The organism is Pseudomonas sp. SDO5271_S396, from assembly GCF_054071795.1.
This window is the reverse complement of the sequence record NZ_JBSVWB010000014.1, coordinates 54116-71206: the sequence shown is the minus strand read 5'-3', so window position 1 is coordinate 71206 and position 17091 is coordinate 54116. Positions and strand designations below refer to the sequence as shown.

Genomic DNA, 17091 nt, shown 5'->3' with positions numbered 1-17091 from the left:
CTCATGAAACCCTCGCCCGCGCCGATGCCACAGACATGGCGCCGAACGGACTTGGCTCGCCCAGCTTGCATTCCAACAAGTCCATTCGCGAGTGAACCTATGTTCAATACCCTCTCCATCCGCTTGAAAATCGTGCTGCTGTCCGGGCTGTGCCTGCTGGGCGTGATTGCGTTGATCATCAGCATCAACCTCTACGAGACCAACCAGAACGACCAGTTGATCAGCGATTCGAGCTCGCGAATGCTCACCCAGAGCGTGCAGAACCTGTTGCAGGCCAAGGCCGCAGAGCAAGCCGTGCAGTTGCAGAAAACCTTCGGCGAAAGCCTGACCGTCATCACGGCACTGGCCGACCAGGTCAAAGACCTGCGCGCGACGGCGACCAGGCGCGGGCTGGAGGCCGGGGCGCTGCGTGAAGAACTCAACCAGCGCCTCAAAACCACCTTCGAGCGCAACAGCAAAGTGCTGGGCATCTGGCTGTCGTTCGAACCCAATGGCCTGGATGGCAAAGACAGTGAGTTCATCGACGACAAAGCGCGGGTCTCCAACGAGAAAGGCCGCTTCTCCAGCTACTGGAGCCGGGCCGGCGGCGAAGGTTTGAACACGATCATGGTCGAAGACGACCTGACCAAGACCACCGCCAACCTCAGCGGCACGCCCTACAACATCTGGTACACCTGCCCACGGGACACGCGCAATGTCTGCCTGCTGGACCCGTACGCCGATGAAGTGGCGGGCAAAACCATGCTCATGACCACCATTGCCCTGCCGCTGCTGGTGGATGGAAAGGTCATCGGCGTGGTCGGGGTCGACCTTGCGCTCAACACCCTGCAAGCGACCACCGACGTGGCTCAGAAAGAGCTGTTCGACGGCGCGGCGCACCTGGAAATCCTCTCCGCCACCGGCCTGATCGCCGCCTACAGTGGCCAGCCCGACAAGGTCGGCAAAAACCTGATCGACACCCTCGGCACCGAAGGCAAGGAAATCGTGCAGTTGCTCGCCAGCGACACCCGTATGATCCGCGAACAGGACGACACCATTCGCGCCGTTTACCCGGTCAAGCCAATTGCCGACGCCAAAGCCTGGGGGGTGGTGATCAAACTGCCCAAGAGCGTGATGCTCGCCGACAATTTGAAGCTGCAAGGTGTACTCGACAAAGCCCAGGCGGCGGGCATGCTCAAGGCCCTGCTGGTAGGTGCCGCGGCCGCCCTGCTCGGCCTGCTGCTGATCTGGCTGACCGCCACCGGCGTGACCCGACCGATCAACAGCGTGGCCACCATGCTCAAGGACATCGCCAGCGGTGAAGGCGACCTCACCCAGCGCCTGACCTACGCCAAAAACGACGAACTGGGCGCCCTGGTGAACTGGTTCAACCGTTTCCTCGACAAGCTGCAACCGACCATCGCCCAGATCAAGCAAAGCATCACCGAAGCGCGGGTCACCGCTGACCAGTCATCCGCCATCGCCCGCCAGACCAGCGAAGGCATGCAGGTGCAGTTCCGTGAAATCGACCAGGTGGCCACGGCCTCCAATGAAATGAGCGCCACCGCCCATGATGTCGCCAACAGCGCATCCAACGCCGCCAGCGCGGCACGCGGCGCGGACCAGTCGGCGCGCGAAGGCATGTCGATCATCGAACAGAGCACCCGCGACATCACCACCCTGGCCGAAGAAGTCAGCAAGGCGGTGCATGAAGTGGAGGCCCTGGCCGTCAACAGTGAGCAGATCGGCCAGGTACTGGAAGTGATCCGCAGCATTGCCGAGCAGACCAACCTGCTGGCCCTCAACGCGGCCATCGAAGCGGCACGCGCCGGGGAAAGCGGCCGTGGTTTTGCGGTGGTGGCCGACGAAGTGCGCAACCTGGCCAAGCGCACCCAGGATTCGGTCGAGGAAATTCGCCTGGTCATCGAACGCATCCAGAGCGGCACCCGTGGCGTGGTCGCGACCATGCATTCCAGCCAGCATCAGGCCCAGAGCAATGCCGGGCAAATTCATCACGCAGTACAGGCACTGGGCAAGATCAGCGATGCGGTCACCGTGATCAGCGACATGAACCTGCAAATCGCCAGCGCCGCCGAACAACAAAGCGCAGTGGCCGAAGAGGTCAACCGCAACGTCTCGGCGATCCGCACCGTGACCGAAACCCTCACGGGGCAAGCGACTGAATCGGCAGCGATCAGCAGCCAACTCAATGCGCTGGCGACGCAGCAAATGAAGTTGATGGATCAGTTCAAGGTGTAGACGCTTACTCGAACCCCATGAAAAACCCTGTGGGAGCCGGGCTTGCCCGCGATGGCGGTGGGTCAGCAATAACTATATTGACTGACACACCGCCATCGCAGGCAAGCCAGCTCCCACATTTGGATCACCTGCAAATTAACGCCCGGGCCAGGCTTGAACGAACGCGGCCACATCTTCTTTAGGCGCCGTACGCGGCGGGTTCTGCGGCGTACCCAGGTACAGGAAGCCAATCACTTCTTCGTCCGCCGTCAGCCCCAGGCCCTTGGCAACGTGGGCCGAGTAGGACAACTCACCCGTACGCCACACAGCACCGATTTCCTGAGCGTAAGCCGCCAGCAGGATACCGTGCGCCGCGCAGGCTGCCGCCAGCCGCTGCTCGGACTTCGGCACCTTGAAGTGCTCTTGCAGGCAGGCAATCACCACCACCACCAGCGGCGCGCGCAGCGGGCCGTTCTGGGCCTTGTCGATGGCGGCTTGCGGGGCGTCGGCGTCTTGCAGGCGCGCAGCCTCGGCCAGCAGCGTGCCCATCTTCTCGCGGGCGGCGCCTTCCACCGTCAGGAAGCGCCAAGGCCGCAACTGACCGTGGTCGGGAGCCCGCATGGCCGCGGCGAACAGCACATCGCGTTGCTCCTGGGTCGGCGCCGGTTCCAGCAGACGCGGCACGGAAACACGATTGAGCAAAGCGTCGAGAGCCTGCATGGGCCACCTCCAGAAAAAAATGTGCGGCCATTCTAGCGGGATTGGCGCGCAATCCACCAAACGATAATTGCTCTTATTCATTGAGCCCCGCCCTGTTAGACTTTGCGACCTCATTTTCAGCCCTGGTTCAGGAAACTCGATGCTCCGTCCGTTTTTTCGCCTGTGCGCAGCGTTGCTGGCCTTGAGCCTGACCGCCTGCGATGACGCCCCTCGTTTCACCAAGGCTGAGCCGGGTGAATCGAAGTCCGGCGGCGCGACCACGGTGAACAAGCGCGACCAGAACGCGTTCTCCCTGCCCTCGGCCAACCTGGCCCCCACCCGCCGCCTGGATTTCAGCGTCGGCAACAGTTTCTTTCGCAGCCCCTGGGTGATCGCGCCCTCGACCACCACCGCCCGTGATGGCCTGGGCCCGCTGTTCAATACCAATGCCTGCCAGAACTGCCATATAAAAGACGGGCGCGGTCATCCGCCATTGCCGGACGCGCCCAATGCGGTATCGATGCTGGTGCGCCTGTCGATTCCCGATGCTGCGTCCCATGCCCGGCTCATCGAGCAAATCGGTGTGGTGCCCGAGCCGGTCTACGGCGGGCAGTTGCAAGACATGGCCGTGCCGGGCGTCGAGCCGGAAGGCAAGGTGCGGGTCGACTACACGCCCGTCCCGGTCACATTCAAGGACGGCACCGTGGTCGAACTGCGCAAGCCCGACCTGCAAATCACCCAACTTGGCTACGGCCCGATGCATCCGGATACCCTGTTCTCCGCACGCATCGCCCCGCCGATGATTGGCCTGGGCCTGCTCGAAGCCATCAGCGACGCCGATATCCTGCGCAACACCAACCCCAGCACCGCCGACAAGGAAGCCATTGTCGGCCGCGCGAATTGGGTGTGGGATGACGCCCAACACAAAACCGTCCTCGGACGTTTTGGCTGGAAAGCCGGGCAACCCAACCTCAATCAACAAAATGTTCACGCGTTTTCTGGTGATATGGGCCTCACCACGTCCCTGAGACCCTTTGATGACTGCACCGACGCCCAAGTCGCCTGCAAACAGGCGCCCAATGGCAACGGCCCCGATGGCGAGCCCGAAGTCAGCGACAATATTCTGCGCCTGGTGTTGTTCTACACCCGCAACCTGGCGGTTCCGGCACGCCGGGGCGCCAATACGCCTCAGGTGCTGGCCGGCAAGAACCTGTTCTACCAGGCCGGTTGCCAGGGTTGTCACAAGCCCTCGTTCACCACGGCGGCCACTGCCGCCGAACCTGAATTGGCCAACCAAGTGATTCGCCCCTACAGCGACCTGTTGCTGCACGACATGGGACCGGGCCTGGCCGACCAGCGCAGCGAATTCAAGGCCGGTGGCCGCGACTGGCGCACGCCGCCGTTGTGGGGCATCGGCCTGACGCAAACCGTGAGCGGTCATACCCAGTTTCTGCATGACGGCCGCGCCCGCAACCTGCTGGAAGCCGTGCTCTGGCACGGCGGCGAAGCCCAGGCGGCGCAGCAACATGTGTTGTCCTTCAATGCCGAGCAGCGTGCCGCGTTGCTGGCGTTCCTGAATTCTTTATAAGCTTTGCCCCACTGACAGAAGGGAGCTCGACATGTTCCGTCCCAAGTTGTTGTTCACCAGCCTGGCCGCCCTCGCCCTCGGCGCCTGTTCACCCCAGGACCCGCAAGCCGTGACCTCGGCGGCCATCGCCAAGCAGGTGATCCTGCCGACCTACAGCCGTTGGGTCGAAGCCGACCGCCAGCTGGCCGTCAGCGCCCTGGCCTACTGCCAGGGCAAGGAGAGCCTGGAGACCGCGCGCGCCGATTTCCTCCACGCACAAAAAGCCTGGGCCGAGCTGCAACCGCTGCTGATCGGCCCGCTGGCTGAAGGCAACCGCTCGTGGCAGGTGCAGTTCTGGCCGGACAAAAAGAACCTGGTGGGTCGTCAGGTCGAGCAACTGGTCGCCGCCCAACCGCAGATCGACGGTGCCGCCCTGGCCAAGTCCAGCGTGGTGGTGCAGGGCCTGTCGGCCTACGAATACATCCTCTACGACGCCAAGACCGATATCGCCGACGACGCGCAAAAAGCCCGTTATTGCCCGCTGCTGGTCGCCATCGGCGAACGCCAGAAAACCCTGGCCGAAGAGATCCTGGCCAGTTGGAACAGCACCGACGGCATGCTCGCGCAGATGACCAAGTTTCCGAACCAGCGTTACGCCGATTCCCACGAGGCCATCGCCGATCTGCTGCGCGTGCAGGTGACCGCACTGGACACCCTCAAGAAAAAACTCGGCACGCCCATGGGCCGCCAGACCAAAGGCATCCCGCAACCGTTCCAGGCTGACGCGTGGCGCAGTCAGTCGTCCCTGCAAAGCCTGGAAGCCAGCCTTGCCGCCGCGCAAACGGTCTGGGTCGGCGTCGACAACAAGGGCCTGCGTGGCCTGTTGCCGGCGGATCAGAAAGCCTTGGCCGACAAGATCGATGCCGCCTATGCCGCGTCCCTGAAACTCTTCGCCAGCAACCAGCGCAGCCTCAACGAGCTGTTGAATGACGACGCCGGGCGCCAGCAACTCAACGACATCTATGACAGCCTCAACGTCGTCCACCGCCTGCACGAAGGCGAGCTGGCCAAGGCGCTGGGCATTCAATTGGGCTTCAATGCCAACGACGGTGACTGATGATGCTCAGGCGACAGGCTTTGGCCGTTGGCAGCGTACTGCTCAGTGCCCTCACCCTGGGCGGTTGGACGCTGTTCAAGCAAAAGGGCAAGGGCCCGCTGCTGCTGTCGGCGCGCGATGATGCGGACGGCAACCACTATGCCGTCGGCTATCGGCTGGATGGCAAGCCGGTGTTCGTCACCCAGGTCGGCCAGCGCTGCCACGACATCATCAACCACCCGACACTGCCGATCGCACTGTTCGTCGCCCGTCGCCCGGGTACCGAGAGTTACCTGATCGACCTGCGTGATGGCGCGCTGTTGCAAACCATCACCTCCCAGCCCCATCGCCATTTCTATGGTCATGCGGTCATCCACAACAGCGGCGACTGGCTGTACGCGACAGAAAACGACACGTCCGACCCGGGTCGCGGGTTGCTCGGCGTGTATCAGTTCGAAGGTGAGCGGCTGGTGCACAGGGGCGAGATTTCCACCCACGGCATCGGCCCGCACCAGGTGTCGTGGATGCCCGACGGCGAAACCCTGGTAGTGGCCAACGGCGGCATTCGCACCGAAGCCGAAAGCCGCGTGGAGATGAACCTCGACGCCATGGAACCGAGCCTGGTGCTGATGCACCGCGATGGCACGTTGATCAGCAAGGAAGCTCTGGGCCAGCAGATGAACAGCGTGCGCCACATGGGTATCGCCAGCGACGGGACCATCCTCACCGGGCAGCAGTTCATGGGGCCGTCTCAGGAGCGTTCCGAACTGCTCGCGATCAAACGCCCGGGGCAACCTTTCGTGGCTTTCCCGGTGGCCGACGAGCAACTGCACGCCATGGGGCACTACACCGCCAGCGTTGCGGTGCACAGCGAACTGCGCCTGGTGGCGCTGACCGCTCCGCGAGGCAACCGCTTCTTTATCTGGGACATGGACAGCTTTGAGCTGCGCCTGGACGGGCCGCTGCAGGACTGTGCCGGCGTGGGCGCGGTGGCGGACGGGTTTGTCGTGACGTCGGGCCAGGGCCGTTGCCGTTTCTACGATTGCCGTCAGAAACAGTTGGTTGCAAAACCGCTGGAATTGCCGGCAGGGCTCTGGGACAACCATCTCCACCTGATCTGAAATGCTCGTCTGGCAGGAGCCGGTTGCCGGCCCCTGCCAGTGTTTTATCTGTCAACACTACCGGGTGGAAACCCCTCCATACTCGGAGTAATGTTCCGAGCTTGTCGGCCCCCCCTCTGTCTCAGGTTTTCCAAGGAAACGGAATATGCTGCGCCGTCGCATGCTGATCATGTTGGGTGTTGTCCTGTTAATCGTCCTGCTGCTGGGGGGCTACAAGGCCTTTTCCATCTATCAGCAGATTCAGGGCTTCTCCAAACCCAAGCCCCCCGTGAGCGTGGCCGTCGCCGTGGCGACCGAGCAGCCCTGGCAGCAACGCTTGCCGTCGGTGGGTACGCTCAAGGCTTTGCAGGGGGTCAACCTGAGCCTGGAGATCGCAGGGACGGTCAAGGACGTGCAGTTCGCTTCAGGGCAGAAGGTCAAGGCCGGGCAACCCCTGGTGCAACTGGACAGCGCCGTGGAAAGCGCCTTGCTCGAAACCGCCCAGGCCGACCTGGGCCTGGCCCAACTGGATTACGGTCGCGGCAGCCAACTGGTGGGCAGCCAGGCGATCTCCAAAGGCGAGTTCGACCGCCTCTCCGCGCAACTGCAGAAGAACAAGGCCACGGTCAACCAACTCAAGGCCTCCCTGGCGAAAAAACACATTGTCGCGCCATTCAGCGGCACCATCGGCATTCGCCAGGTGGACGTGGGCGACTACCTGGCCAGCGGCACGGTGATCGCCACCCTGCAAGACATCAGCAGCCTCTACGTCGACTTCTTTATCCCCGAGCATTCGGTGCCCAAGGTCGCCCTCGGCCAGGCCGTACAGGTGGAAGTCTCGGCCTACCCGGGCCAGCAGTTCCCCGGCACTGTCAGCGCGATCAACCCCAAGGTGGAGAGCACCACGCGCAATGTGCTGGTCCGCGCCACCCTGGCCAATCCGGACGGCAAGCTGCTGCCCGGCATGTTCACCAGCCTTGAAGTGCTGCTGCCCAACCCGACCGCGCAGATCGTGGTGCCTGAAGGCGCCATGACCTACACCCTTTACGGCAACTCGGTATACGCCGTGGCCCAGAAAAAAACCGCGAATGGCGACGTGGAAAAAGACGCCCATGGCCAGCCCGTACTGATCGCCGAACGGCGTTTTGTGGAAACCGGCGAACGTCGGGGCGGCCTGGTACTGGTGAGCAAGGGCTTGAAAGCCGGTGAGCAGGTGGTCAGCGCCGGTCAGCTCAAACTGGACAACGGCACCCCGATTGCCATCAGCCCGGACAAAAACCTGCCGGCAGGGCACTGAGCCATGAAGTTCACAGACGTTTTTATCCGCCGCCCCGTATTGGCCATGGTGGTCAGCCTGCTCATCGTACTGCTGGGTTTCCAGGCCTACAGCAAGTTGCCGCTGCGCCAGTACCCGAACATGGAAAACGCCCTGATCACGGTGACCACCGCCTACCCCGGCGCCAACGCCGAGACCATCCAGGGCTATATCACCCAGCCGTTGCAACAGAGCCTGGCCAGCGCCGAAGGGATCGACTACATGACCTCGGTGAGTCGCCAGAATTTCTCGGTGATTTCCATCTATGCGCGCATCGGCTCCAACAGCGACCGGCTGTTCACCGAGTTGCTGGCCAAGGCCAACGAGGTCAAGAACAAGCTGCCCCAGGACGCCGAAGACCCGGTGCTGAGCAAGGAAGCCGCCGACGCCTCGGCACTGATGTACATCAGCTTCTCCAGCCAGGAACTGAACAACCCGCAGATCACCGACTACCTGTCACGGGTCATCCAGCCCAAGCTTGCGACCCTGCCCGGCATGGCCGAAGCGGAAATCCTGGGCAATCAGGTATTCGCCATGCGTATCTGGCTGGACCCGGTCAAGCTCGCCGGTTTCGGCTTGAGCGCCAGCGATATCAGCGATGCGGTACGTCGCTACAACTTCCTCTCCGCCGCCGGTGAGCTGAAGGGCGAACTGGTGGTCACCAGTATCAATGCCAACACCGACCTCAAGTCGGCCGAAGCCTTTGGTGCGATCACGGTCAAGACCGATGGCGACAGCCGCGTGTTGCTGCGGGATGTGGCACGGGTGGAAATGGGCGCGGAGAACTACAACGCAATCAGCTCGTTTGGCGGCACGCCGTCGGTGTACATCGGCATCAAGGCCACGCCCAGCGCCAACCCGCTGGACGTGATCAAGGAAGTGCGCAAGATCATGCCGGAGCTGGAGTCCCAGTTGCCGCCCAACCTCAAGGCGGAAATTGCCTACGACGCCACGCTGTTTATCCAGGCGTCCATCAACGAGGTGGTCAAGACACTGTTCGAAGCCGTGCTGATCGTGATCGTGGTGGTGTTCCTGTTCCTCGGCGCCCTGCGCTCGGTGGTGATCCCGGTGATCACCATCCCGCTGTCGATGATCGGCGTGCTGTTTTTCATGCAACTGATGGGCTACTCCATCAACTTGCTGACCCTGCTCGCGATGGTGCTGGCCATCGGTCTGGTGGTGGACGATGCGATCGTGGTGGTGGAGAACATCCATCGCCACATCGAAGAAGGTAAGACACCGCTGGATGCCGCACTGGAAGGTGCCCGGGAAATCGCCCTGCCGGTGGTGTCGATGACCATCACCCTGGCGGCGGTGTATGCGCCCATCGGTTTTCTCGAAGGTCTCACCGGAGCGCTGTTCAAGGAGTTCGCCCTGACCCTGGCCGGGGCGGTGATCATTTCCGGCATCGTGGCCCTGACGTTGTCGCCGATGATGTGTGCACTGCTGTTGCGCCATGACGAGAACCCATCGGGGCTGGCCCACCGCCTGGACCTGATTTTCGACAGCCTCAAGCGCCGCTACCAAAGCATGCTGCACGGCACGTTGAACACCCGCCCGGTGGTGATCGTGTTCGCCCTGATCGTGCTGTGCCTGATCCCGGTGTTCCTCAAGTTCACCCAGTCACAGCTCGCACCGGACGAAGACCAGGGCATCATCTTCATGATGGCCAGCGCCCCGCAGCCCGCCAACCTGGAATACCTCAACACCTACACCGACGAGTTCATCAAGATCTTCAAGGAGTTCCCCGAGTACTACTCGTCGTTCCAGATCAACGGTTTCAACGGTGTTCAGTCGGGCATCGGCGGTTTCCTGCTCAAGCCGTGGAACGAGCGCAGTCGCACTCAAATGCAGATCCTGCCCCAGGTGCAAAACCGCCTGGAGCAGATTCCCGGCCTGCAAGTGTTCGGCTTCAACCTGCCGTCCCTGCCGGGTACCGGTGAAGGCTTGCCATTCGGCTTTGTAATCAACACCGCCAACGACTATGAGTCGTTGCTGGACGTGGCCAACCGTGTGAAGAAACGCACCATGGAGTCGGGCAAGTTCGCATTCCTCGACATTGACCTGGCGTTCGACAAACCCGAAGTGGTGGTGGATATCGACCGCGCCAAGGCCGCGCAGATGGGCGTGTCGATGCCGGACCTCGGCAGCACCCTGGCGACGCTGCTGGCGGAAGCGGAAATCAACCGTTTTACCCTCGACGGACGCAGCTACAAGGTCATCGCCCAGGTCGAGCGCGCCTACCGCGACAATCCCGACTGGCTGAACAACTACTACGTGAAAAATGCCAAGGGCGAACTGCTGCCGTTGTCGACCCTGATCACCCTCAGCGACCGCGCACGCCCCCGGCAGTTGAACCAGTTCCAGCAACTGAACTCCGCGCTGATCTCCGGCGTTCCGCTGGTGAGCATGGGTGAGGCGATCAGCACCGTACGCCAGATTGCCGACGAAGAAGCGCCCCCGGGCTACGCCTACGATTACAGCGCCTCGTCCCGGCAATATATCCAGGAGGGCAGCGCGCTTTGGGTGACGTTCGGGCTGGCACTGGCGATTATCTTCCTGGTGCTGGCTGCACAGTTCGAGAGCTTCCGCGACCCGCTGGTGATCCTGGTAACGGTCCCGCTGTCGATCTGCGGCGCACTGATCCCGCTGTTCCTGGGCTGGTCAACGATGAATATCTACACCCAGGTGGGGCTGGTGACACTGATCGGGTTGATCAGCAAGCACGGGATCCTGATCGTCGAATTTGCCAACCAGTTGCGCAAGGACAAGGGCCTGTCACCCCGGCAGGCGGTTGAAGAAGCGGCGGCGATTCGTCTGCGTCCGGTATTGATGACCACCGCCGCGATGGTATTCGGCATGGTGCCGCTGATTCTCGCCAGCGGCGCCGGCGCCGTCAGTCGGTTCGATATCGGTACGGTGATCGCGACGGGAATGTCCATCGGCACACTGTTTACGCTGTTTGTCTTGCCTTGCGTCTATACCTTGCTGGCCAAGCCGGACAAACCAGCCGCCGTTTGAGACACCCACGCGAAAAAAGGGCCTTGCATCGCAAGGCCCTTTTCTGGGGGTTTCAATAGTTTCAACTTTGCGGCCTCAACCCTTGAGACATTCCAAACATGAACAGCAACAGCTCGTGATCGGGCTTGGCCGCCACACCAACCTTGGCCACGCGTGGCAGCAGGCATTGCCCGCTACCTTGCGCCGCGCTGAGCACTTGGGTGCGAGGCAGTTCCCATGCCGCCAGGCTCAGGGCGGCAACGCCCAAAGCCCCCAGCAGGAACAAACCTCGTGCTATTTCTAGCTTCATCTGGTTAAACCCTTGATAGCGCTGCCAAACGCCGTCTCGTAAAAGTAGCTGAGTTTTTTCCAGTCAGTGTCGTTCCACGACGAATGGCGACGCAGTTGCAGCATGTCGTGGGAAGCGGCCCGATAAGCGGTCAAGCGTTGGCGGCACTTTTCAAAATCCAGCAGCGCCACTTCCACATTGGCCGAATCGCCCTCGCCGGTCACCCGCACAAAGATATGCTTGATGTACAGGCAACCGTGCTGCCAGCGCCCTCGGTGCATGCGCGCCAGGGTCGAAGCCAACTCCTTGAGCAAGCGCTCGTGCACCTGTTCGCCATACTGTTCACGGCCACCGGCGGCGTACCAGTTTTCGATTTCGTCGAAACCGTCCAGCGCGGCCGTGACCAGCAACGCCTTCCACTGATGCTGCGGGTCGCGGCGGGCCTCGCAGAACACCAGTTCCGGCACCCGCACGTCCAGCAAACGCAAGCCCCTCAAGGCATCTCGTTCGCGCAGAACGGTGGGGCGACCGAAAGGGTGGAGCCAACTGCGGTAGATGTGTCCGGTCTGGCGCTTGCTGTAGAGCAGGCGGCCATTGGGGCCCTTCACCCGCTGTACCCCACTCTCGCCACCGCGTCGGCGGTTGGGCTCCTCGACCCATTCACCCTGCTGACGCCAGAAATAATCGAATCGTTCTTCAGGAGCTACGTGACTGCCTGCTACGCCTTCAAATGCCATCCTGTTACCTCTTACGCAATACATACACTCGCCACATGGCGTAGAGCGGTATGAAGTCCAGGGATTCCTGAACACGGAAACCGGCTTGCTCGAACTCTGCCTCAACAGTAGCAGCCGGTAACACAAACCGGTTTTGGTAACCTTCCTGCTCACCTTTTTCGCGACGACGCGCCTCGGCGCGCTTGCGTTTCCAGGCCTTGAAATTGCCGTCCACCCACAACGAAAGGATCACACTGTCGCGGGTGACACGCTGAAACTCCCGCAGAATCGCCAGCCGGTGCGCTGGGTCACCAATGTGGTGCATCAGGCGCATGCAGAAAATGCTGTCGACCGAGTTATCCGGCAAGTTGATATCAAAGGCTGACGTGTGCAAGGGCCGTACCCGTTTCACCACTTCCGCCGGTTGGGCGGCCGTGGCGACCTTGAGCATCGACTCCGAATTGTCGGCGCCGATGATCATGCGGTTGGGCTTTTCGGCCAGCAGCGGCCAGAAACGTCCGGCCCCGCAGGGCAAGTCCAGCACCAGGCCAGGCTCGCCGGCCATGGCCAGCGCGCCGCGCGCCAATTGCTCGTCGCGTTTGTGGGACAACCGGCGTGCCAGATTGTCCTGATGTTTGAGCAAATATTTTTGCGCGTGCTGATCGTCGTACTTTTCGGAAAATTCGAGCTTGGTCGGGGTAGACATCAACGGATCTCCAGTTGCTGATGCCTACCACCTTAAATTTCGAACTGTGATCAACAGGTCAACCAGTTGTGAAAATCTTGTCCTGTCCAATCCCATACATTTCAAGACTTTACAGATACAAGCAGTGGCCTGGGGCCATCTTCGCCGAAAAGCGGGGGATCTGCCGCAGGATAGCGGCAGGCAGACCGGTCAGGCGTTGACCTGACTCAACTCGACATGAAAGCGGCAACCATTGGGCTCCATGGTACTGAGACTGACGCTCCAGCCCTGGTTTTCGCAGATGCGCTGAACCAGGGACAGGCCCAGGCCCAAGCCCTCGCCGCGCTTCTCATTGCCTCGCACGAAGGGTTCGAACATGGCTTCGCGCTTGTCTTCGGGGATGCCTACGCCGCTGTCCTCGACCACAAAACCACTCGGTTCCAGGGTGAGGCGGATAAACCCCTGCTCGGTGTAGTGCAAGGCGTTGCGCAGCAGGTTGCCCATTACGGCATGCAGGAAGGTGGCGTTGTAACGCGTATCCAGCGGGGTGCCCGGCTGATAGATCAACTCAAGCCCCTTGCGCTCGATGGGGTCCCGCCAGATGCCGAGCAAATCGTCGGCCACCTGCACGAGGCTGACCTGCGGCGACATGGTGCCGTCATCATGCTCGGCACGGGCCAGCATGAGGAAGGTTTGCACCAGTTCGCGCATTTCCTCGCTGGCACGGGCGATCCGCTCCACCTGTTTGCGCCCGCGCTGATCGATGGCCGGGTTTTCCAGCAGCAGCTCACAGGAACTGGCCAGCACCATCAGGGGGGTGCGCAACTCATGGCTCACATCGCTGGTAAACAGCTGTTCGCGGGACAGCGCCTGCCGCAACCGACCCAGGGTAGCGTCAAACGCCACAGCCAGCTCGCCCACCTCATCCGCCGCATAGTCGGGCGCCAGGGGCGGCGCCAGACCCAGCAACTGATCGCGATGACGCACCTGGCGGGCCAGACGCACCACCGGCGCCATCACCTTGCGCGCCAATACCCAACCGAGGAACACCGCCAGCGCCAGGCTGAGCACGAAGCCCACCAGCACCACGGCAAACAGCACGCGCTCGCGTTCCTCGAAATCGCTCTGGTCTTGCAGCAGCACATAGCGGCGGCCATCCACTACTTCGACCATGGCGTGGTACGACAGCGCTTCGCGAAACACCTCATGAAACCCCGGCTCCAGGTGCCGCAGGTCCTTGGGCAATTCGAAATCCCCACGGCCACCGCTGAAGTAGAACAACTGGTCCGGCTCGGGTCGGTGGCTCCAGTCCTCCACGCTGTCCATCAGCAGCAAGCGTTGCAGGTCGCCGCCCAGGCCTGCGGAAATCAGTTTTTCTTCCACCAGGTGCACCGTCGCGACGATCCCCATCGCGAAGGCCCCGGCCACCAGCGCACTCATCAGCGCAAAGGCGATGATGATCCGCTGGGCAAGGCTTTGCTTAAACTCCATCGCGGCCCTCGGCCAGGCGATAACCCACGCCGTGCACCGTGTGCAGCAACGGTTTGGCGAATGGCTTGTCGATCACTTGGCGCAATTGGTGAACGTGGCTGCGCAGGCTGTCACTGTCCGGGCAATCATCGCCCCACAGGGCCTCTTCAAGGATTTCGCGGCGCAGCACATGAGGACTCTTTTGCATCAGCACCGCCAGCAACTTCAGCCCCACCGGGTTGAGCCTGAGCAGTCGCCCTTCGCGGGTGACTTCCAGGGTGTCCAGGTCATAACTCAGGTCGGCCACCTGCAACGTGCGGCGCCCACCGCCCTGGGCACGACGCAGCACCGCTTCGATGCGCGCGGCCAGCTCCGACAAGGCAAACGGCTTGAGCAGGTAGTCATCGGCGCCGGACTTGAAGCCCTGCAGCCGGTCATCCAACTGGTCACGGGCGGTAAGCATGATCACTGGCGTGTCACGGCGTGCGTCTTCGCGCAGACGCTTGCACAGGGTGTAACCATCGATACCGGGCAGCATGATGTCGAGTACGATCAAGTCGTAATGCTCGGTCGCCGCCAGGTGCAAGCCCGACAAACCGTCCTGCGCACAGTCCACGGTGTAGCCTTTGAGCCCCAGGTAATCCGCCAGGTTGGCCAGAATATCGCGGTTGTCTTCAACCAATAGAATTCGCATGGGCATTGTCTCCGTACGCAGTAACGGCTGTGATGGCTCGCGCAGCTTAAGGGCAAGTGTGGCTCAGGGATAGACCTGTGCGGCTTGCCGATAAGTATTTTCAACCAACTTTCGAAATTGACGAGATTTTCACTATAGCTTCACACCCTGACGACAGCGCACGCGCGAACATTCACTCCAAACACACGGCGCTTGCCTCGCCCCGGGCAAGCGCGTGACACTTGCGCCCTTCCTCCGGCAACGACGCTTCGTTCATGCCTGAAACCCTGCTACTGATTGAAGATGACCGCCCTTTGGCCGCGCTGACGGCCGAGTTCCTGCGTGCCGAAGGTTTTACCGTTGCGGTGGAGCACCGTGGTGATCGCGCCGCCCAGCGTATCCGCGACGAACAGCCGGCGCTGCTGATCCTGGATGTGATGCTGCCGGGCATCGACGGTTTCACCCTGTGCCGGCAGATTCGCGACAGCTACCCCGGGTTGATCCTGATGATGACGGCGCTGGATGAAAACGCCGAACAGCTCACCGGGTTCAACCTCGGGGCCGACGACTACGTGGTCAAACCCGTCGACCCATTGCTGTTGCTGGCACGGATCCGTTCGTTGTTGCGCCGCCACCCGCAGGCACCGCGAACGGTGTATCAGTGGGGCGGCTTCAAGCTGGAACTCGACAGCCATCTGGCCTGGCTCGACGAAACCCCGTTGCAGTTCTCGGTTGCCGAGTTCGAACTGCTGGCGATCTTCGCCCGCCACCGGGGTGTACTGCTCACCCGGGAAAAACTCCTGCAAAGTCTGCGCGGCCTGGCCTACGACGGGCTCAACCGCTCCATCGATATGCGCGTGTCACGCCTGCGCAAAAAACTGATGAGCCTGGCATGCCCGGTGACCATCCAGACCATCACTGCCCAAGGCTACCTGTTCGTCGAAATCCCCCAGGGAGCCGCACATGTTGAGTAAGGTGCGCCCATGGATGGCCGGCGTGACAGGTGTTGCCTGGGCGGGTGTGACGTTTTATCTGCTGTGGCTGTGCGCCAACGCGGCGGTGTATATCGGCGACTACAGCTTTTTGCGCTTGATGGCCGGGCCGGCATATCTGGTGGCGCAGGAGATCAGGGACCTGCCGCCCGAGGAACGCGAAACCCACATGGAAGCGCTGCGTACGCGCTTCCAGTACCCGTTGACGCTGGTGGCGATGGAAGACCTCGAGCTGCCACCGGAAGCGTTGGTGATGCTCAAGCACCAGCAGCCGGCGCAGAACAGCGATGAAGACACCACCTATTTTCCGCTGGACGATGAAACCTTGATCCAGTTCGGCCCGATGTGGAGTACGGCCACCGCCAAGGACCTGGTGCAACTGCCTGTCTATTGGGTGACGGCAGCCGTGGCAAGCCTGCCCCTGGTGATGCTGATGTGGGCCGCCGCACGCTCACATCTCAAACGGCGCACCGATCTCGCGGCGCTCAACCAATGCCTGGCGACCCTGGCGCACGCGCCCAATGCTTTGCTACCGCCCTTGGACAAGGAATGGACGCCGTTGCTGGTGACCTTGCAACAGCATGCCCAGGCGATCAGCGCCATGAACGATCGCCATCGAGAAGTCTCCCAGGCAGTGTCCCACGAACTGCGCACGCCCCTGGCACGCATGCGTTTTGCCCTGACGCTATTGGGAAAAAGCGAGGATCTGGCCACTCGCACCCGCTTGCAGGAGCGCCTGCAAACCGACGTCGAAGAACTTGAAGCCCTGGTGCGCGCCAGCCTGGCCTTTGCACGGCTGGCCAGTGCGCCTGCCGACCTGCACCACGAACCGATCAACCTGCGCGACTGGCTGTATCAGGAGTTTGCCCTGCTGGACGGGCATCATCGACGGCTGAGCCTGGACACCGAACCCGCGCACCTGGAACTGATCGGCGACCGCGCGCTGCTTCACCTGATTGTGCGTAACTTGCTGAGCAATGCCATCACCTACGCCCGCGATCAGGTGTGCGTCAGCGCCAGTTATCAGGGTGAACAGCATCTGGTGCTGCATGTGGACGACGACGGCCCCGGGGTGCTGGCAGAGAACCGCGAAAAAATCTTCGAGCCCTTTGTGCGACTCTCCCAGGGTGGCGACGAGCCCGGCGGCTTCGGCCTGGGCTTGGCGTTGGCCAAACGCGCCACCCAGTGGCACCGTGGCGAACTGTCGGTCAGCCGCAGCCCCCTGGGCGGCGCACGCATGAGCCTGGTCCTGCCGCTGCGCCCCTCCTAGGC

At 62.0% G+C, this 17091-nt stretch carries 14 protein-coding genes and 1 pseudogene; 9 read left to right on the top strand and 6 right to left on the bottom strand.

Annotated elements, in window-relative coordinates; all coding sequences use genetic code 11:
• Nucleotides 1-3: 3 nt before the first annotated feature.
• Nucleotides 4-1380: pseudogene (locus tag ACW9IN_RS12625) on the top strand (PDC sensor domain-containing protein); the annotation flags it as partial.
• Nucleotides 1381-1482: 102 nt separating this feature from the next.
• Nucleotides 1483-2238: a methyl-accepting chemotaxis protein gene (locus ACW9IN_RS12620; RefSeq protein ID WP_457366216.1), complete on the top strand. Its 756-nt coding sequence runs from the start codon at nt 1483-1485 to the stop codon at nt 2236-2238.
• Between the two features lie 135 nt (nt 2239-2373).
• Here ACW9IN_RS12620 and ACW9IN_RS12615 read toward each other — a convergent pair whose 3' ends face one another.
• Nucleotides 2374-2937: a nitroreductase family protein gene (locus ACW9IN_RS12615; RefSeq protein WP_457366178.1), complete on the bottom strand. Its 564-nt coding sequence runs from the start codon at nt 2935-2937 to the stop codon at nt 2374-2376.
• Nucleotides 2938-3076: 139 nt separating this feature from the next.
• On the opposite strand from ACW9IN_RS12615, the gene ACW9IN_RS12610 reads away from it, so the two are divergent.
• The 5 genes from ACW9IN_RS12610 (at nt 3077) to ACW9IN_RS12590 (ending at nt 11015) form a co-directional block, all read left to right on the top strand.
• The gene (locus ACW9IN_RS12610) at nt 3077-4504 is read left to right on the top strand and encodes a di-heme oxidoreductase family protein (RefSeq protein ID WP_457366177.1); all 1428 of its coding nucleotides are present in this window, start codon (nt 3077-3079) and stop codon (nt 4502-4504) included.
• Nucleotides 4505-4535: 31 nt separating this feature from the next.
• Nucleotides 4536-5600 (top strand): imelysin family protein, encoded by a 1065-nt coding sequence (locus tag ACW9IN_RS12605; protein WP_457366176.1) that lies wholly within the window; start codon nt 4536-4538, stop codon nt 5598-5600.
• Between the two features lie 2 nt (nt 5601-5602).
• Nucleotides 5603-6700: a DUF1513 domain-containing protein gene (locus ACW9IN_RS12600; RefSeq protein WP_457366215.1), complete on the top strand. Its 1098-nt coding sequence runs from the start codon at nt 5603-5605 to the stop codon at nt 6698-6700.
• Between the two features lie 145 nt (nt 6701-6845).
• Entirely contained in the window at nt 6846-7976 is a 1131-nt protein-coding gene (locus ACW9IN_RS12595; protein ID WP_457366175.1) for an efflux RND transporter periplasmic adaptor subunit, read from the top strand.
• Between the two features lie 3 nt (nt 7977-7979).
• The gene (locus ACW9IN_RS12590; protein WP_457366174.1) at nt 7980-11015 is read left to right on the top strand and encodes a multidrug efflux RND transporter permease subunit; all 3036 of its coding nucleotides are present in this window, start codon (nt 7980-7982) and stop codon (nt 11013-11015) included.
• A gap of 61 nt (nt 11016-11076) precedes the next feature.
• Here ACW9IN_RS12590 and ACW9IN_RS12585 read toward each other — a convergent pair whose 3' ends face one another.
• From ACW9IN_RS12585 to colR, 5 genes are all read right to left on the bottom strand, one after another.
• Nucleotides 11077-11304 (bottom strand): hypothetical protein, encoded by a 228-nt coding sequence (locus tag ACW9IN_RS12585; protein ID WP_457366173.1) that lies wholly within the window; start codon nt 11302-11304, stop codon nt 11077-11079.
• On the bottom strand, nt 11301-12020 hold the full coding sequence (locus ACW9IN_RS12580; RefSeq protein ID WP_457366172.1) for a lipopolysaccharide kinase InaA family protein: 720 nt from the start codon (nt 12018-12020) through the stop codon (nt 11301-11303). The genes ACW9IN_RS12585 and ACW9IN_RS12580 overlap by 4 nt, the downstream gene beginning before the upstream one ends.
• 4 nt (nt 12021-12024) lie before the next feature.
• On the bottom strand, nt 12025-12705 hold the full coding sequence (locus ACW9IN_RS12575) for a class I SAM-dependent methyltransferase (protein WP_457366171.1): 681 nt from the start codon (nt 12703-12705) through the stop codon (nt 12025-12027).
• A gap of 189 nt (nt 12706-12894) precedes the next feature.
• The gene (locus ACW9IN_RS12570) at nt 12895-14175 is read right to left on the bottom strand and encodes a sensor histidine kinase (RefSeq protein ID WP_457366170.1); all 1281 of its coding nucleotides are present in this window, start codon (nt 14173-14175) and stop codon (nt 12895-12897) included.
• Entirely contained in the window at nt 14165-14848 is a 684-nt protein-coding gene (colR, locus tag ACW9IN_RS12565) for a two-component system response regulator ColR (RefSeq protein ID WP_457366169.1), read from the bottom strand. The genes ACW9IN_RS12570 and colR overlap by 11 nt, the downstream gene beginning before the upstream one ends.
• A gap of 254 nt (nt 14849-15102) precedes the next feature.
• Here colR and ACW9IN_RS12560 point away from each other — a divergent pair, with 254 nt between their 5' ends.
• Both ACW9IN_RS12560 and ACW9IN_RS12555 read left to right on the top strand, forming a co-directional pair.
• Nucleotides 15103-15801, top strand: coding sequence for a response regulator transcription factor (locus ACW9IN_RS12560; RefSeq protein ID WP_457366214.1), 699 nt, complete (start codon nt 15103-15105; stop codon nt 15799-15801).
• Nucleotides 15791-17089: a sensor histidine kinase gene (locus tag ACW9IN_RS12555; protein WP_457366168.1), complete on the top strand. Its 1299-nt coding sequence runs from the start codon at nt 15791-15793 to the stop codon at nt 17087-17089. Before ACW9IN_RS12560 ends, ACW9IN_RS12555 begins: the two co-directional genes overlap by 11 nt.
• Nucleotides 17090-17091: the final 2 nt, after the last annotated feature.

What these genes read in the sequence shown, in the direction of transcription:
- ACW9IN_RS12620 (WP_457366216.1), top strand. Translation starts at nt 1,483, where the DNA reads ATGCAGGTGCAGTTCCGTGAAATCGACCAGGTGGCCACGGCCTCCAAT.
- ACW9IN_RS12555 (WP_457366168.1), top strand. Translation starts at nt 15,791, where the DNA reads ATGTTGAGTAAGGTGCGCCCATGGATGGCCGGCGTGACAGGTGTTGCC.
- ACW9IN_RS12570 (WP_457366170.1), bottom strand. Translation starts at nt 14,175, where the DNA reads ATGGAGTTTAAGCAAAGCCTTGCCCAGCGGATCATCATCGCCTTTGCG.
- ACW9IN_RS12610 (WP_457366177.1), top strand. Translation starts at nt 3,077, where the DNA reads ATGCTCCGTCCGTTTTTTCGCCTGTGCGCAGCGTTGCTGGCCTTGAGC.
- colR (WP_457366169.1), bottom strand. Translation starts at nt 14,848, where the DNA reads ATGCGAATTCTATTGGTTGAAGACAACCGCGATATTCTGGCCAACCTG.
- ACW9IN_RS12600 (WP_457366215.1), top strand. Translation starts at nt 5,603, where the DNA reads ATGCTCAGGCGACAGGCTTTGGCCGTTGGCAGCGTACTGCTCAGTGCC.
- ACW9IN_RS12590 (WP_457366174.1), top strand. Translation starts at nt 7,980, where the DNA reads ATGAAGTTCACAGACGTTTTTATCCGCCGCCCCGTATTGGCCATGGTG.
- ACW9IN_RS12560 (WP_457366214.1), top strand. Translation starts at nt 15,103, where the DNA reads ATGCCTGAAACCCTGCTACTGATTGAAGATGACCGCCCTTTGGCCGCG.
- ACW9IN_RS12585 (WP_457366173.1), bottom strand. Translation starts at nt 11,304, where the DNA reads ATGAAGCTAGAAATAGCACGAGGTTTGTTCCTGCTGGGGGCTTTGGGC.
- ACW9IN_RS12605 (WP_457366176.1), top strand. Translation starts at nt 4,536, where the DNA reads ATGTTCCGTCCCAAGTTGTTGTTCACCAGCCTGGCCGCCCTCGCCCTC.
- ACW9IN_RS12595 (WP_457366175.1), top strand. Translation starts at nt 6,846, where the DNA reads ATGCTGCGCCGTCGCATGCTGATCATGTTGGGTGTTGTCCTGTTAATC.
- ACW9IN_RS12580 (WP_457366172.1), bottom strand. Translation starts at nt 12,020, where the DNA reads ATGGCATTTGAAGGCGTAGCAGGCAGTCACGTAGCTCCTGAAGAACGA.
- ACW9IN_RS12575 (WP_457366171.1), bottom strand. Translation starts at nt 12,705, where the DNA reads ATGTCTACCCCGACCAAGCTCGAATTTTCCGAAAAGTACGACGATCAG.
- ACW9IN_RS12615 (WP_457366178.1), bottom strand. Translation starts at nt 2,937, where the DNA reads ATGCAGGCTCTCGACGCTTTGCTCAATCGTGTTTCCGTGCCGCGTCTG.